Annotated in this window: 12 protein-coding genes; 7 read left to right on the top strand and 5 right to left on the bottom strand. The window is 66.2% G+C overall.

The genetic code is table 11. The features are described from left to right. Positions 1–677: 677 nt before the first annotated feature. The 3 genes from QE444_RS00480 to QE444_RS00470 all read right to left on the bottom strand — a co-directional run bounded on the left by QE444_RS00480 (position 678) and on the right by QE444_RS00470 (position 5,317). Positions 678–2,093 carry a sigma-54 dependent transcriptional regulator gene (locus tag QE444_RS00480; protein WP_133861922.1) on the bottom strand — a complete coding sequence of 472 codons (1,416 nt, stop codon included), beginning with the start codon at positions 2,091–2,093 and terminating at the stop codon, positions 678–680. Between the two features lie 115 nt (positions 2,094–2,208). Then, complete coding sequence (locus QE444_RS00475) at positions 2,209–5,157, bottom strand: sensor histidine kinase (RefSeq protein ID WP_133861921.1); 2,949 nt, start codon at positions 5,155–5,157, stop codon at positions 2,209–2,211. Then, complete coding sequence (locus tag QE444_RS00470) at positions 5,141–5,317, bottom strand: hypothetical protein (protein ID WP_007159707.1); 177 nt, start codon at positions 5,315–5,317, stop codon at positions 5,141–5,143. Before QE444_RS00470 ends, QE444_RS00475 begins: the two co-directional genes overlap by 17 nt. Before the next feature lie 104 nt (positions 5,318–5,421). On the opposite strand from QE444_RS00470, the gene QE444_RS00465 reads away from it, so the two are divergent. Next, positions 5,422–5,838, top strand: coding sequence for a VOC family protein (locus QE444_RS00465; protein ID WP_285389603.1), 417 nt, complete (start codon positions 5,422–5,424; stop codon positions 5,836–5,838). On the opposite strand, the gene gluQRS is transcribed toward QE444_RS00465, so the two are convergent. Further along, positions 5,835–6,725: a tRNA glutamyl-Q(34) synthetase GluQRS gene (gluQRS, locus tag QE444_RS00460; protein ID WP_285389601.1), complete on the bottom strand. Its 891-nt coding sequence runs from the start codon at positions 6,723–6,725 to the stop codon at positions 5,835–5,837. The two genes, QE444_RS00465 and gluQRS, sit on opposite strands and share 4 nt — an antisense overlap. A gap of 84 nt (positions 6,726–6,809) precedes the next feature. Continuing rightward, positions 6,810–7,253, bottom strand: a complete 444-nt coding sequence (gene dksA / locus QE444_RS00455) for an RNA polymerase-binding protein DksA (RefSeq protein ID WP_007159704.1) — start codon at positions 7,251–7,253, stop codon at positions 6,810–6,812. 291 nt (positions 7,254–7,544) lie between these two features. Between dksA and QE444_RS00450 the strand changes: the two genes are divergently transcribed. From QE444_RS00450 to deoA, 6 genes are all read left to right on the top strand, one after another. Next, positions 7,545–8,720: a pyridoxal phosphate-dependent aminotransferase gene (locus tag QE444_RS00450; RefSeq protein ID WP_285389598.1), complete on the top strand. Its 1,176-nt coding sequence runs from the start codon at positions 7,545–7,547 to the stop codon at positions 8,718–8,720. Beyond that, positions 8,717–9,424: a DNA/RNA nuclease SfsA gene (sfsA, locus tag QE444_RS00445; RefSeq protein ID WP_285389595.1), complete on the top strand. Its 708-nt coding sequence runs from the start codon at positions 8,717–8,719 to the stop codon at positions 9,422–9,424. Before QE444_RS00450 ends, sfsA begins: the two co-directional genes overlap by 4 nt. 105 nt (positions 9,425–9,529) lie before the next feature. Next, positions 9,530–10,792 (top strand): NupC/NupG family nucleoside CNT transporter, encoded by a 1,263-nt coding sequence (locus QE444_RS00440; RefSeq protein ID WP_187980479.1) that lies wholly within the window; start codon positions 9,530–9,532, stop codon positions 10,790–10,792. A 151-nt stretch (positions 10,793–10,943) separates the two neighbouring features. Then, positions 10,944–11,879 (top strand): nucleoside-specific channel-forming protein Tsx, encoded by a 936-nt coding sequence (locus tag QE444_RS00435; protein ID WP_285389592.1) that lies wholly within the window; start codon positions 10,944–10,946, stop codon positions 11,877–11,879. 13 nt (positions 11,880–11,892) lie between these two features. After that, entirely contained in the window at positions 11,893–12,306 is a 414-nt protein-coding gene (locus QE444_RS00430; RefSeq protein WP_187980478.1) for a cytidine deaminase, read from the top strand. Positions 12,307–12,317: 11 nt separating this feature from the next. Beyond that, positions 12,318–13,628, top strand: a complete 1,311-nt coding sequence (gene deoA, locus QE444_RS00425; RefSeq protein WP_285389588.1) for a thymidine phosphorylase — start codon at positions 12,318–12,320, stop codon at positions 13,626–13,628. Positions 13,629–13,789 lie beyond the last annotated feature (161 nt).

Raw genomic sequence — 13,789 nt, 5'->3', positions numbered from 1 at the left:
CGGCTATACGCAATCTGGCCCACAGCGGGAACCGTTGCGCAATAGATAAGGAGGGGATCTTGAACGAGGGAGGGGAGGCTGTCAAAGGCACTGGGGGAGCCGAAGCTCCCCCCCAAAGTGGTACGTGCTTTGTTTTTATTGTTTATCCAGACCTCTTGTTTTTCTTGTGTGGTCTGTTCCGTGCGGTTACCTGCCGCCGGAAAGGCTCTGAAGTCTAGAGCCAAGAGCAAACGGATTACTTTGGAAGCTGATGCCGTCAGGATCATTCCTGCTCTGCCTGGTACGGGTGCTGCCTCGGGGCAGTTTTGTTGTTCTCTGGCCTGACATCGCGCGGACCATCCCGCTAGACGACTCTTCTCCAAAATGATCAGTTAGCTACGCCTCCGCCTGCTTGTTCTTGTTGTGCTGGAGTCGCTACGTCTTGTTTTTGTTATGGCTGGGGTACGTTCTTATTGTTCTTGTACGAGAACATAAAGCAGATGCCGTGCCAGTTTTATAAAATCCTTTATTTTCAATGATTTGCGAAAAATGTAGCCTTTTTGCTCAGGGGCTACAGGCAAATTTTCGTTACCGCTGAACCCGCCGGCTGTTACGGCGGTAACACATTGCAAAGGATGGGGGAGAGACTGGAGAGGTGTTACCGCGGGACGTGCAGGGCTGTCACGTCCCGGTATGGATCAGGAGGCGTCGCTGCTGGCGCTGGCCTTGCGCCGCGGGATGCCCAGGCGCTGACGACGTTCCCACAGGCACTTGCGGCTGACGCCCAGCTTGCGCGCCAGCTCGGTCTCGGTCATGTGGTCCTGATGCTCGAGCACGAAGTGCTGGAAGTAGTCTTCCAGCGACAGGTCCTCGGTGGGTTCGTGGGCGCCATTGCCGTTACCCAGTCCCGAGCTGGGCAGCGGATCCAGGTAGCTGTCGGCCAGCTCCAGTTCGCCGAGCTCGACGTCGATGCCCAACTGATCGGCATTGATTTCCTGGCCTTCGCTGAGAATCACCGAGCGCTCGATGGCGTTCTCCAGTTCGCGCACGTTGCCCGGCCAGCTGTAGTGGCGAATGGCGGCCTCGGCCTCGGCGCCGAGCTTCAGGCCTGGACGACTCATGCGCGCCGACTGGCGAGCGAGGAACACCCGGGCGATCTCCATGACGTCGCCGCCGCGTTCGCGCAGGGCGGGCAGACGCAGGGAGATGACATTGAGGCGATAGAAGAGGTCTTCGCGAAACTGGCCGATCTTGGCCAGGCCCTTGAGATCCCGGTGGGTCGCGGCGATCAGGCGCACATCGACCTTTTGCGACTGCACCGAGCCGACCCGGCGAATCTCGCCTTCCTGCAGCACGCGCAAGAGGCGTGCCTGAGCTTCCAGCGGCAATTCGCCGATCTCGTCGAGAAACAGGGTGCCGCCATCAGCCGCTTCCACCAGGCCGGTACGGCTGGCACTGGCGCCGGTGAAGGCGCCCTTCTCGTGGCCGAAGAGTTCGGATTCGATCAGGGTCTCGGGAATGGCCGCGCAGTTGACCGAGATCAGCGGTGCCTTGGCCCGCCGCGACAGATTGTGCAGTGCCCGCGCCACCAGTTCCTTGCCGGTACCGGATTCACCCTGGATCAGCACGGTGGAATCGGTGGGCGCGACCTTGCGGATCTTGCCGAAGAGGTCCTGCATCGGCGCGCAGTTGCCGATGATGCCGATCTCGCCGGTGGCCGGCGCCGGCGTGACGCTTTCCTCGGCGACCATCGGCGGGCGCTGCTCGCGTTCCACCAGGATGCGCGCCACGGCCTGCAGCATCTCGTCGTGATCGAAGGGCTTGGCTATGTAGTCCACCGCACCCTGCTTCATGGAATCGACTGCCGAGCGAAGGCTGGCGTAGCTGGTCATGATCAGCACCGGCTTGCCCTTGGCGAGATCGATCATCTCGGTACCCGGGGCGCCGGGCAGGCGCAGATCGCTGATGACGAGATCGAAGCTGGAAACGTCGTAGAGATCCTGGGCTTCCTGGACGGAGCCGGCTTCGCTGACGCGGAACTGGTTGCGCTCGAGCAGGCGGCGCAGCGCCGAACGGATGATCTTCTCGTCTTCGACAATCAGGATATGGGCCATCAAGTGCGCTCTCTTACGGGAAGGCAAGACGACCCACGCCAGGCAGCGTGTGTTGTCGCGGTCGTCTGGACTTCCGAATGCTTTAGCAGATCCATCCAGCAGGCGGATGGGTCCGTCACGGCGCCTCCGGCAACCCGAGATAGCGCGGCAGCAGTACCCGAATGCGGGTGCCCTGGCCGGTCACGGGGTCGGTAGGACTATCGATCATTATCTGACCATAATGCTCTTCTACGATGGAATAGACCAGCGCCAAGCCAAGCCCTGTTCCCTTGCCCGGATCCTTGGTGGTGAAGAAGGGTTCGAACAGCCGACTGACGATGGCCTTGGGAATGCCGCTGCCTTCGTCTTCGACGCTCAGGGTCACGGTCTGGCCATGGGCCTCGCTGCGCACCCGGATCGGCGCGCCGGCCGGCGAGGCGTCGCGGGCGTTGGACAGCAGGTTGATCATCACCTGCACCAGGCGCTGGGGATCGCCCTGCACCAGGTGTTCCGGGTCGCAGAGATTGAAGAAGTCGACGTCCACGCTCTGCCGATTGAGCGAGAGCAGGGCGATGGCCTCCTGCGCCGCCTCGGCCACGCACACCGGTTCGTGGGCCTGCTGGCGGCCGCCGGCGTGGGCGAAACTCATCAGCGACTGGACGATGCGGGTGATGCGGCGGGTCTGCTCGATGATCTGGCTGCTGATCTCGTCGATCTCTTCGTCCGCCTCGCGCTCCTCGCGCAGATTCTGCGCCAGGCAGGCGATGCCGGTGACCGGGTTGCCGATCTCGTGGGCGACGCCCGCGGCCAGCCGGCCGATGGAGGCCAGGCGCTCGGAGTGGATCAGGCGGTCTTCCAGCAGTTGCGTCTCGCTGATGTCTTCCACCACCAGCACCGTGCCGTTGCTGCCCACCGCCAGGGGTTCGTCGATGGTCGCCTTGTGCAGGTTGAGCCAGCGCTGCTCGTGTTCCTGGGGCAGGCGCTGCTTGTAGAGGTGCTGCTGCGCCGGTTCGGCGAGAAAGCGCTCGAACAGGTCCTGCCAGGGATCGGGCAGGGCGCTCAGGCGCGAGCCCACTACCCGGGCGCCGTCGATGCCGGTGAGTTCTTCCATGGCGCGGTTCCACATGAGGATCTCGCGGTCCCGGGCCAGGGAGCAGACGCCCATGGGCAACTCCTGCAAGGTCTGGCGGTGATAGCGGCGCAGGGCGTCCAGCTCGGCGGCGAGACCGGTCAGGCGCGACTGGTAGTCTTCCAGACGATTCTCGATGAAGTGGATGTCTTCGGTGGCATAGGCCTCGCTTTCCGCCTTGAACGGCAGAAAGGTCTCGACGATGTCCTGGGCGACCCGCGGGCCCATCAGGCCCGAGAGGTTGGCCTCGATGCGATCGCGCAGCCGGCGCAGGGCATAGGGGCGGCGTTCGTCATAGGGCAGCAGCAGGTCGGCCAGGGCGCGCTCGACTTCCTTTTGCGCGGTCTTGGCGCCCAGCGGCTTGGCCAGCTGGGCCGCGAAGTCCTGGGGCGAGCTGGCCGCCAGTTCGCGGCGCTGCGGACGGCGGACGTTGTCCACCGCGCAGGCCTCGGCGGCGCTCTTCTCTTCTTCGCTGGCTTCGGTGAACAGCGAGACCAGGGCGAACACCAGCACGTTGACGGTCAGCGAGGCCACGGCGGCGAGGTGCCAGTTGCTGGCGCTGATGCGATAGCTGAAGACGCCGATGTGCAGCGGATTGATGTCGGCCACCAGCGGCATGAGCATGCTCAGGAACCACAGGCCCAGGCCGCATAGCAGACCGGCGATGAAGCCCTTGCGATTGGCCGTCTGCCAGTAGAGCACCGACAGCGCGCCGGGCAGGAATTGCACGGTGGCGACAAAGGAGACGATGCCCAGGCTGGAGAGATCGCCATGGCCCTGCAGCAGGCGATAGAAGCCGTAGCTGCCGAGGATGATGGCGGCGATCAGCAGACGCCGGGTCATGCGCAGCCAGCGATAGATGTTGCCATCGGTGGGCGGCTGGTAGAGCGGCAGCACGATGTGGTTGAGCAGCATGCCCGACAGCGCCATGGTCACCACGATGATCAGGCCGCTGGCCGCCGACAGGCCGCCGACGAAGGCCACCAGCGCCAGCAGCGGATTGTCCAGCGCCAGGCCCACGCCCAGGGTGAAGTACTCCGGCGGCGTCGGCGAACCCAGCGCCAGGCCACCCCAGAGAATCGGCGGCACCGCCAGGCTGATCAGCAGCAGGAACAGCGGCAGGCCCCAGCTGGCGCTGACCAGCGCCTGGGGACTGAGATTTTCGGTAAAGGCCATGTGGTACATGTGCGGGGTGACGATGGCCGCGGCGAAGAACACCAGCAGCAGGATCCGCCAGGGGCCTTCCTGCAGCGGGGTGTGCAGGGTGGAGAGGGCGCTCTGGTTCTGCTGCAGCCAGGTCTCCAGGCCGTTGGGCCCGCCGAACACGGTATAGAGGGTGACGCCGCCGACGATGCCCAGGGCCAGCAGCTTGACCAGGGATTCGAAGGCGATGGCCACCACCAGGCCCTCGTGGCGCTCCTTGGAGTTGATCTGGCGCGCGCCGAAGAGCATGGCGAACAGGGTGATCAGCAGGCAGAAGCCCAGCGCCGGCGCGTCTTGGGCGCGGGCCTGCACCAGGATGCCGGTGCTGGTGGCCACCGCCTGGATCTGCAGCGCCAGCAGTGGCAGCACGGCGATCAGCATGCCCAGACTGGTCAGGGCGCCGGCCCAGGTGCTGCGGAAACGGAAGGCGAAGAGATCGGCCAGGGACGCCAGCTGGTAGGCACGGGTCAGGCGCAGGATGGGGTAGAGCAATACCGGCGCCAGCAGAAAGGCGCCGCACAGCCCCAGGTAATAGGCGAGAAAGCCGTAGCCGTAGTCGTAGGCCAGGCCCACGGTGCCATAGAAGGCCCAGGCGCTGGCATAGACGCCCAGCGACAGGGTGTAGATCAGCGGATGGCGCACCAGCCGGCGCGGCACCCAGCCCTTCTCGGTCATCCAGGCGACGCCAAAGAAGATCAGCAGGTAACCGGCGCTGATCAGGACCAGTTGGGACAGACTAAAGCTCGTCGGCATCGCGCTGGCTCTGCAGGATGAAGGTCACCACGATGAGAATGAGCCACAGCAGGTAGGGCCGATACCAGGCGCCGCTGGGAGCGATCCACCAATCCATGATGGCGGGGGAGAACAGATAGATGCCTACCACGAGGAGCAGGACCAGCCGGTAGATGTACATGCGCGGTTCCCGAACGGCGATGGCGCCATGGTAAAGCAAAAGCGCTGTACCCCGGAGAGGGAGGCTTCTACCGTGAAGGCTTACTTGCCCGTTGGAGTTCGCCAATGACCAGACCCCGCCTCGCCGCCGTGCTGGAAACCGCGCTCTATGTCGCCGATCTGCCGAGGGCCCGGCAATTCTATGACGAGGTGCTGGGCCTGGCGCCGCTGTTCGCCGACGAACGTCTGGCCGCCTATGCGGTGGGCGCCAGCGTCCTGTTGCTGTTCCAGCGGGGCACTACCGAGCAACCCGTCAGGTTGCCGGGCGGCTGCATCCCTCCTCACGGCGCCCAGGGCTGTCAGCACCTGGCCCTGGCGATCGCGGCGGATGAACTGGACGCCTGGGTCACGCACCTGGCAGCCGTCGAGGTCGCCATCGAGGAGCGTACCCAGTGGCCACGGGGCGCAATCAGCCTGTATTTCCGCGATCCGGACGGGCACCTGCTGGAACTGGTCACGCCCGGACTCTGGCCCAACTACTAGTCCGGCAGCTGGGCTTCGGCCAGGTGGGGCACCCGGGGGATCAGCGTGGCGTCCCAGTGGGCGACGCCCCAGGCCAGCACCCGGGTCGGGGGCTCCTCGGCCAGCGCCGGCTGGATCGGCTGGCCCAGGGCGCGCAGGGCGCGTACCAGCAGGGCGCCGGCCTGTTCGGCTGGCAGCGGCGGCGAGCGGTAACTTTTGCCCAGCTTGTGGCCGTCCGGCTGGATCAGCAGCGGCACGTGCAGATAGCACGGGGCCGGATGGCCGAGCAATTCCTGCAGATAGAGCTGGCGCGGCGTGGAGTCCAGCAGGTCGGCGCCCCGCACCACGTCGGTGATGCCCTGCAGGGCATCGTCCATCACCACCGCCAGCTGGTAGGCGATCAGGCCGTCGCGACGCTGGATGACGAAGTCGCCCACCTCGCGTCCCAGGTGCTGGCGGAATTCGCCCTGCACCCGGTCGACGAAGCGGTAGTCCAGCTCAGGGGCGCGGATGCGGAGGGCGGCGTCCGTCGCCGGCAGGCCGCGATTGCGACAGTAGCCGGGGTATATCCCACCACTGCCTTCGAGCTGCTTGCGCGAGCAGTCGCAGGCATAGGCCAACCCGCTGGCCAGCCACTGCGCGATGACTGCGCGATAGGCGTCCAGGCGTTCGCTCTGGCGCAGCACCGGGCCGTCCCATTCGAAGCCATAGGCCTCCAGGGTAGTGAGAATGGCCGCCTGGGCGCCCGGAACCTCGCGTGGCGGATCCAGGTCTTCCATGCGCACCAGCCAGCGCCCGCCCGCGGCGCGGGCATCCAGGTAGGAGGCGAGGGCGGCGACCAGCGAGCCGAAGTGCAGATAGCCACTGGGCGTGGGGGCGAAACGGCCGACATAGGGGCGCCTGGCCATAGCTCATCCTGTGAATGCCGGAAAAACCGAAATCTGAACAGAACAAAGGGCGCCGTAGCGCCCTCGTCGGTGAGGCAGCAGGACTCAGGTCCCGGTCTGCTTCTCGCGGATCTCGGCCAGGGTCTTGCAATCGATGCACAGACTGGCGGTCGGACGGGCTTCCAGACGACGGATGCCGATTTCCACGCCGCAGGAATCGCACCAGCCGTATTCGTTGTCTTCGATCAGCTGCAGCGTCTCGTCGATCTTCTTGATCAGCTTGCGCTCGCGGTCGCGGGCACGCAGTTCCAGGCTGAATTCCTCTTCCTGGGTCGCGCGATCGGCCGGGTCGGCGAAGTTGGCCGCTTCTTCCTTCATGTGGTGCACGGTGCGATCGACTTCTTCGCGCAGTTCCTGCTTCCACTTGTTCAGAATGCCGGTGAAGTGGGCGCGCATGCGCTCACTCATGTATTCCTCGCCCTTGGCAGGCTGGTAGGGTTCGTAGCCACGGGCCAGATGATTGTTCTGCTGATTTGCTTCGCTGGGCATGATTGACCCTCTCACTTTCGCTGATCCTGTCCACAGGCTGGATGCGTTTCCAGGCCTCTCCATGTTGGAACGCCCGGGGTCTGTGGCTGCCGATGACGTCCCGCGCAATGCCGACGCCAGGCTGAATATGTTCTCGACTGGCCAGTCGCCCTGCGGATGCAAGCCGGCGAACTTACCAGAAGCTTCCAGGGGGCGCTACTACTGGCCTCCCGCTCCGTGCCGACGCGGCGGGTGCCGGTCTGCGAAGCCTTGGTTAGAATCCCGCCTTCGCCACAAGTTCGGACCCCGTCCATGTCCAATTCCTACAGCGCACGCAGCCAGGCCATCGAGCCCTTCCATGTGATGGCCCTGCTGGAGCGCGCCAACCAGCTCCAGGCCGCCGGGCACGACGTCATCCACCTGGAGATCGGCGAGCCCGATTTCACCACCGCCGCCCCGGTGGTCGCCGCTGGCCAGGCCGCGCTGGCAGCCGGTCAGACCCGCTATACCGCGGCCCGCGGCCTGCCGGAGTTGCGCCGCGCCATCGCCGCCTTCTATGGCGAGCGCTACGACATCGACCTGGATCCGGAGCGGGTGCTGATCACCCCCGGTGGCTCGGGCGCCCTGCTGCTGGCCAGCGCCCTGCTGGTCGATCCCGGGCGGCACTGGCTGCTGGCCGATCCCGGCTATCCCTGCAACAGGCACTTCCTGCGCCTGGTGGAAGGCGCGGCTCAGCTGATCCCGGTCGGTGCCGACACCCGCTACCAGCTCACGCCCGAGCTGGTCGAGCGGCACTGGCAACCGGCCAGCGTCGGCGCCCTGGTGGCCTCGCCGGCCAATCCGACCGGCACCCTGCTCGATCGCGATGAACTCGCCGGGCTGTCGGCCGCCCTCAGGGCGCGGGGTGGTCACCTGGTGGTGGACGAGATCTACCACGGCCTGACCTACGGCCTGGACGCCCCCAGCGTACTGGAAGTCGACGATTCGGCCTTTGTGCTCAACAGCTTCTCCAAGTACTTCGGCATGACCGGTTGGCGCCTCGGCTGGCTGGTGGCGCCGCCCGCCGCTGTGCCGGAGCTGGAAAAACTGGCGCAGAATCTCTACATCAGCGCCTCCACCGTGGCGCAGCAGGCGGCCCTGGCCTGTTTTACCCCAGAGGCCATGGCCATCTTCGAAGATCGGCGCACCGAATTCGCCCGCCGTCGCGACTACCTGCTGCCGGCGCTGCGTGGCCTGGGCTTCGAAATCGCCGTCGAGCCTCAGGGCGCCTTCTATCTCTATGCCGACATCTCCGCCTTTGGCGGCGACGCCTATGCCTTCTGCCAGTTCCTGCTGGAGACCGAACACGTGGCCATCACCCCCGGCCTGGACTTCGGTCGCCACCGTGCCGACACCCATGTGCGCTTCGCCTACACCCAGTCGCTGCCGCGCCTGGAAGAGGCCGTCGCCCGCATCGCCCAGGGCCTGCAGCGCTGGAGGGCCCGGTGAGATTCGATCCGCCCCTGGAGGAGGGTCGCCTGCTGCGCCGCTACAAGCGTTTTCTCGCCGACATCGAGACCGCCAGCGGTGAGGTGCTGACCCTGCACTGCCCCAATACCGGGTCCATGCTTCACTGTCAGCCGGCGGGCGCCCGGGTCTGGTTCAGCCGGGCCAGTGGTCCCAAGCGCAAGCTGCCCGGCACCTGGGAACTGGTCGAGACGGATCACGGGCGCCTGGCCTGCATTAATACCGCTCGTGCCAATCGCCTGGTGGAAGAGGCCTTGCTGGCGGGTGGCATTCCCGAGCTGGCCGGCTTCACCGCCCTGCGCCGGGAGGTGGCCTACGGCCTGGAGAACAGTCGCGCCGATTTCCGCCTGGAGTATCCCGCCGGGCCGCTGTATCTGGAGGTGAAGAGCGTCACCCTGGGTTTTGCCGACACCACGGTCGCCGCCTTTCCCGATGCCGTGACCACCCGCGGGACCCGCCATCTGCGCGAGCTGGCGGCCCTGGCCGCGGCCGGCGAGCGGGCGGTGCTGCTCTATTGCGTGCTGCTCGATGGCATCGAGGCGGTGCGCCCGGCGGCGGAGATCGATGCCGCCTATGCCCTGGCCCTGGGCGAAGCCCGCCGGCAGGGCGTGCAGGTGCTGGCTTATGGGGCACGGCTCTCCCCCACGGGTCTGCAGCTGGACCGACCGCTACGCCTCGCTGACTGAGCAGTCACTAAAAGCTGATCGCCCGGACAGGATCTGGCAGGCGCCTTGCTTACGGATATCGCCCATCGATCGCCGCTATCGGGCGATCCTGTCAGGAGTCTCTTGATGATCTCTGTGCTGGGCATGCTGTTGCTGGTGGCCATCGCCATCCTCTTTTCCCGCCAGCGGCGCGCCATTCGCGTGCGTACCGTGCTTGCGGCCTTTCTGTTGCAGGCGGGGCTCGGTCTGTTCGTCCTCTACATTCCCTGGGGCCAGCAGGTGCTCGGCAGCGTCTCCGGAGCCGTTTCCTCCCTGCAGCTCTATGCCGACAAGGGCATCGAATTCCTCTTCGGCGGCCTCGCCGGACCGAGGATGTTCGAGTACTTCGGTAACGGCGGCTTCGTCTTCGCCGTGCGGGTGCTGCCCCTGATCGTGTTCTTCGGCAGCCTGATCGCGGTGCTCTACTACCTGGGCATCATGGGCTGGATCATCCGTGTGGTGGGCGGGGCCTTGCACGCCCTGCTCGGCACCAGTCGGGTGGAATCCACCACGGTCACCGCGACGTTGTTTCTCGGCCAGTCGGAAATGCCGCTGGTGGTGCGGCCCTTCATCGCCGATCTCACCCGCTCGGAGCTGTTCGCCATCATGGTCGGCGGGTTCGCCGCGGTGGCCGGTTCGGTGCTGCTGGGCTACGCCGGCATGGGCGTGGAACTCAAGTACCTGATCGCCGCCAGCTTCATGGCCGCCCCGGGCGGACTGCTGATGGCCAAGCTGATGGAGCCGGAGACCGAGCAGCCGCGCGACCAGGCCATGAAGACCCTGGGAGAGGGCGAGGAGCGTCCGGCCAACGTCATAGATGCGGCCGCCGAAGGCGCCCAGGTCGGTCTGCGCATCGCCCTGGCGGTCGGTGCCATGCTGCTGGCCTTCATCGCCCTGATCGCCCTGCTCAACGGCATCCTCGGCTGGTGCGGCGCCTGGTTCGGCGTGCCGCAACTGAGCATGCAACTGGTGCTGGGCTATCTGCTGGCGCCGGTGGCCTTCCTCATCGGGGTGCCCTGGAGCGAGGCGGTGCAGGCCGGTGGCTTCATCGGCCAGAAGCTGGTGCTCAACGAATTCGTCGCCTATGCCGACCTCTCGACCTACCTGGACCCGGTCAAGTCGGCGGCGGCTGGCGTCCAGCCGCTGTCGGCGCACACCCAGGTCATCGTCACCTTCGCCCTGTGCGGCTTCGCCAACCTCTCCTCCATCGCCATCCAGCTCGGCGGCCTGGGCGGCATCGCCCCGCAGCGGCGTCACGAACTGGCTCAGCTGGGCCTGCGCGCCATGCTTGGCGGCACCCTGGCCAACCTGATGAGCGCGGCCCTGGCCGGCTTCTTCATCGGCCTCTAGGTCGATGTTGATCGGACCATCGGGTCCACTTTATGGTGCACAGCTGGCCTGGGTGCGCCAAAACGTAACAGCGGATGACCGTGGCGTGCTGCGGCTTCGCCGCCACGGGTTGTCCGCGGCTTCTCAAGGCTTTTGCTCAGGAACCCTCCTCATGACGTTTTCCCGCCCCCGTCGCGTGTGCTTCGGCGCCTTATCGCTCCTGCTCTGCTGCAGCACTCAGCTGTTGGCCGCTCCCGCTGTCGCGACCGACAGCGCCCAGGGCGAGACCGCCAGTCCTGCCGCGCAACAGACGGAAAATCGCTCGCCCTATCTATCGTCCTGGTACAACCAGGATCTGACCCTGATCGGCAGCAAGGACATCAGCTTCGGCCCGCAGCCCGTGGACGACGTCTATCTGGAGTACGAGTACTTCGGCCGCAAGGGGCCCTTCGAACTCTATGGCTACATCGACGTGCCCAAGGTGCTTGGCATCGGCAACAGCCACGACTCCGGCGTCTGGGACCGCGGTTCGCCCCTGTTCATGGAGCACGAACCGCGGATTTCCCTCGATCAGCTCACCGGCCGCTCGCTGGCCTTCGGGCCGTTCAAGGAGTGGTACCTGGCCTTCGACTGGATCTACGATCACGGCAGCAGCCAGGCCAGTCGGCAGAACACCCTCTACGCCGGCTTCGGTACCGACATCGAGACCCGTACTCCGGTACTGCTGTCCGCCAACCTCTACGGCCGCCGCCAGTGGGAAAACTATGGCGCCGCCAACGAGGATTCCTGGGACGGCTATCGCGCCCAGCTCAAGTACATCTGGCCGCTGGCCAGGTTCGGCAACGGCGCCTCCCTGACCTATGTCGGCTTTACCAACTTCGATTTCGGCTCGCAGTTGGGCGACGAGCCGGGGCGTACGGCCAATGCCACCGTGTCCACCAACGTGCTGCTCTATGCCTTCACCCACCTGCGCTTCATGTTCGCGGCGCGGCACTTCCACAATGGCGGCAACTGGCGCGACGGTACCGAGCTGAACTTTGGCGAGGGTGATTTCGAGGGTCGCTCCAACGGCTGGGGCTACTATGCGGGGGTGGGTTATCAATTCTGATCTGGAGACTGTCATGAGCACCAACCTGCCTGCGCACCTCGCCGCATTGCTTCCGGAAGCGGTCGCTGCAGCCGAGCGCGCCTACTGTCCGCATTCGGAATTTCCCGTGGGCGCCGCCCTGCTGACCGCCGAGGGCGAGGTCATCCATGGCTGCAACGTGGAAAACATCTCCTACGGCCTGACCAACTGCGCCGAGCGCAGCGCCCTGTTCGCCGCCATCAGCCGAGGCCTGCCGCCGCGCAGCTTCGCTGCCATGGCCATCCATGCGCCGGGCGTCCCCCTGATCAGTCCCTGCGGCGCCTGCCGGCAGGTGCTGCTGGAGCTGATGGCGCCCGACGCGACCATCGTCTGCAGCGGCAGCGAACCCGGCCGTACCCGCACCTGGACCCTGGCCGAGCTGCTGCCCGGCGCCTTCGAAGACTTCTGAGGAGTCCGCCCATGTGGCTTGCCCAGGAAGTGATCCGCCAGAAGCGCGATGGCCTGGAGGTGTCCGCTGCGGATCTCCAGCGGCTGGTCCGCGGCATCGCCGACGACAGCCTCAGCGAAGGCCAGATCGCCGCCTTCGCCATGGCCACCCTGCTGCGTGGCATGACCGCTGCGGAGCGCACCGCCCTGACCCTGGCCATGCGCGACAGCGGCCAGGTGCTGCACTGGGACCTGCCGGGGCCGGTGGTGGACAAGCATTCCACCGGCGGCGTGGGCGATCTCACCAGCCTGGTGCTGGCACCGCTGCTCGCCGCCTGTGGCTGCCATGTGCCGATGATCTCCGGGCGCGGCCTGGGCCATACCGGCGGCACCCTCGACAAGCTGGAGAGCATCCCCGGCTATCGTATCCGTCCTGGCCTCGCGCGCTTTCGTCAGGTGGTGGCCGAGGTGGGTTGCGCCATCGTCGGTCCGGACGCCGATCTGGCCCCGGCCGATCGCCGCCTCTATGCCATTCGCGACGTCACCGCCACGGTGGAATCGGTGGACCTGATCACCGCCTCCATCCTGGCCAAGAAGCTGGCCGCCGGCCTGGACGTGCTGGTCATGGACGTCAAGACCGGCGGCGGTGCCTTCATGGCCGAGCAGGAAGCCGCCCTGCGCCTGGCCGACAGCATCGTCGAGGTCGCCGAGGCGGCAGGTGTCCGTACCCGCGCCCTGGTCACCGACATGGGCCAGCCCCTGGCGCGCAGCGCCGGCAATGCCCTGGAAGTGGAGGAGGCGATCGCCCTGCTGGCCGGCGAGGTGCGCAGCGCGCGCCTCTGGCAGGTGATCCAGGCGCTGGCCGAGGAGACGCTGCAATTGGCCGGACTGGCCGACGATGCCATCGCGGCCGAGCGCCTGGTGCTTGAGGCCTGGCAGAGCGGCGCCGCCCTGGCGCGTTTCGCGGCGATGAACCTGGCCCTGGGCGGCCCGTCCGACCTGACCAAGCGGCCCTGGCAGCATCTCCCTCGGGCTCCGATCGTGCGCGCCGTCCATCCGGCCCGCCCGGGCTGGGTGCAGCAGGTCGATACCCGTGCCTTGGGTTTGCTGGTGGTCGAACTGGGTGGCGGTCGACAGCGCCCGGAAGATAAAGTGGATCCTGCCGTAGGCCTGGCTGATCTGGCACTGCCCGGCGAGTGGGTCGACGAGAATCGGCCCCTGGGTCTGATCCATGCCGGCGACGCCCACCGTGCCGCGCGGGCTGCCCGGCAACTGCAGGCGGCCTATGTTCTGGGGGAGGAGCGGCCGGCTGATGCTGTGCCAGTCGTACTGGATCGCCGCTAGCGTCAGATTCCGGACAAAAAAAGACCCGGCAGAGCCGGGTCCAAAACCGTGATTAGCCTGATGAGGAGATAACCCGAAGACCACTGCTGGACCTCCAGTTATCGACCGATCTCGCGACCGGCTGAGTTGAATAATAACAATTCTCATTCCATCGTCAAGCG

This window comes from Pseudomonas sp. SORGH_AS_0199 (assembly GCF_031453735.1).
In the GTDB taxonomy this organism is placed as follows: Bacteria; Pseudomonadota; Gammaproteobacteria; order Pseudomonadales; family Pseudomonadaceae; genus Chryseomonas; species Chryseomonas aestiva.
Note: the sequence above shows the minus strand (reverse complement) of the source record. Positions and strands in the feature narration are given on the sequence as shown.

What these genes read in the sequence shown, in the direction of transcription:
- QE444_RS00435 (WP_285389592.1), top strand. Translation starts at nt 10,944, where the DNA reads ATGACGTTTTCCCGCCCCCGTCGCGTGTGCTTCGGCGCCTTATCGCTC.
- QE444_RS00465 (WP_285389603.1), top strand. Translation starts at nt 5,422, where the DNA reads ATGACCAGACCCCGCCTCGCCGCCGTGCTGGAAACCGCGCTCTATGTC.
- QE444_RS00440 (WP_187980479.1), top strand. Translation starts at nt 9,530, where the DNA reads ATGATCTCTGTGCTGGGCATGCTGTTGCTGGTGGCCATCGCCATCCTC.
- gluQRS (WP_285389601.1), bottom strand. Translation starts at nt 6,725, where the DNA reads ATGGCCAGGCGCCCCTATGTCGGCCGTTTCGCCCCCACGCCCAGTGGC.
- QE444_RS00480 (WP_133861922.1), bottom strand. Translation starts at nt 2,093, where the DNA reads ATGGCCCATATCCTGATTGTCGAAGACGAGAAGATCATCCGTTCGGCG.
- QE444_RS00450 (WP_285389598.1), top strand. Translation starts at nt 7,545, where the DNA reads ATGTCCAATTCCTACAGCGCACGCAGCCAGGCCATCGAGCCCTTCCAT.
- dksA (WP_007159704.1), bottom strand. Translation starts at nt 7,253, where the DNA reads ATGCCCAGCGAAGCAAATCAGCAGAACAATCATCTGGCCCGTGGCTAC.
- QE444_RS00475 (WP_133861921.1), bottom strand. Translation starts at nt 5,157, where the DNA reads ATGCCGACGAGCTTTAGTCTGTCCCAACTGGTCCTGATCAGCGCCGGT.
- deoA (WP_285389588.1), top strand. Translation starts at nt 12,318, where the DNA reads ATGTGGCTTGCCCAGGAAGTGATCCGCCAGAAGCGCGATGGCCTGGAG.
- QE444_RS00430 (WP_187980478.1), top strand. Translation starts at nt 11,893, where the DNA reads ATGAGCACCAACCTGCCTGCGCACCTCGCCGCATTGCTTCCGGAAGCG.
- QE444_RS00470 (WP_007159707.1), bottom strand. Translation starts at nt 5,317, where the DNA reads ATGTACATCTACCGGCTGGTCCTGCTCCTCGTGGTAGGCATCTATCTG.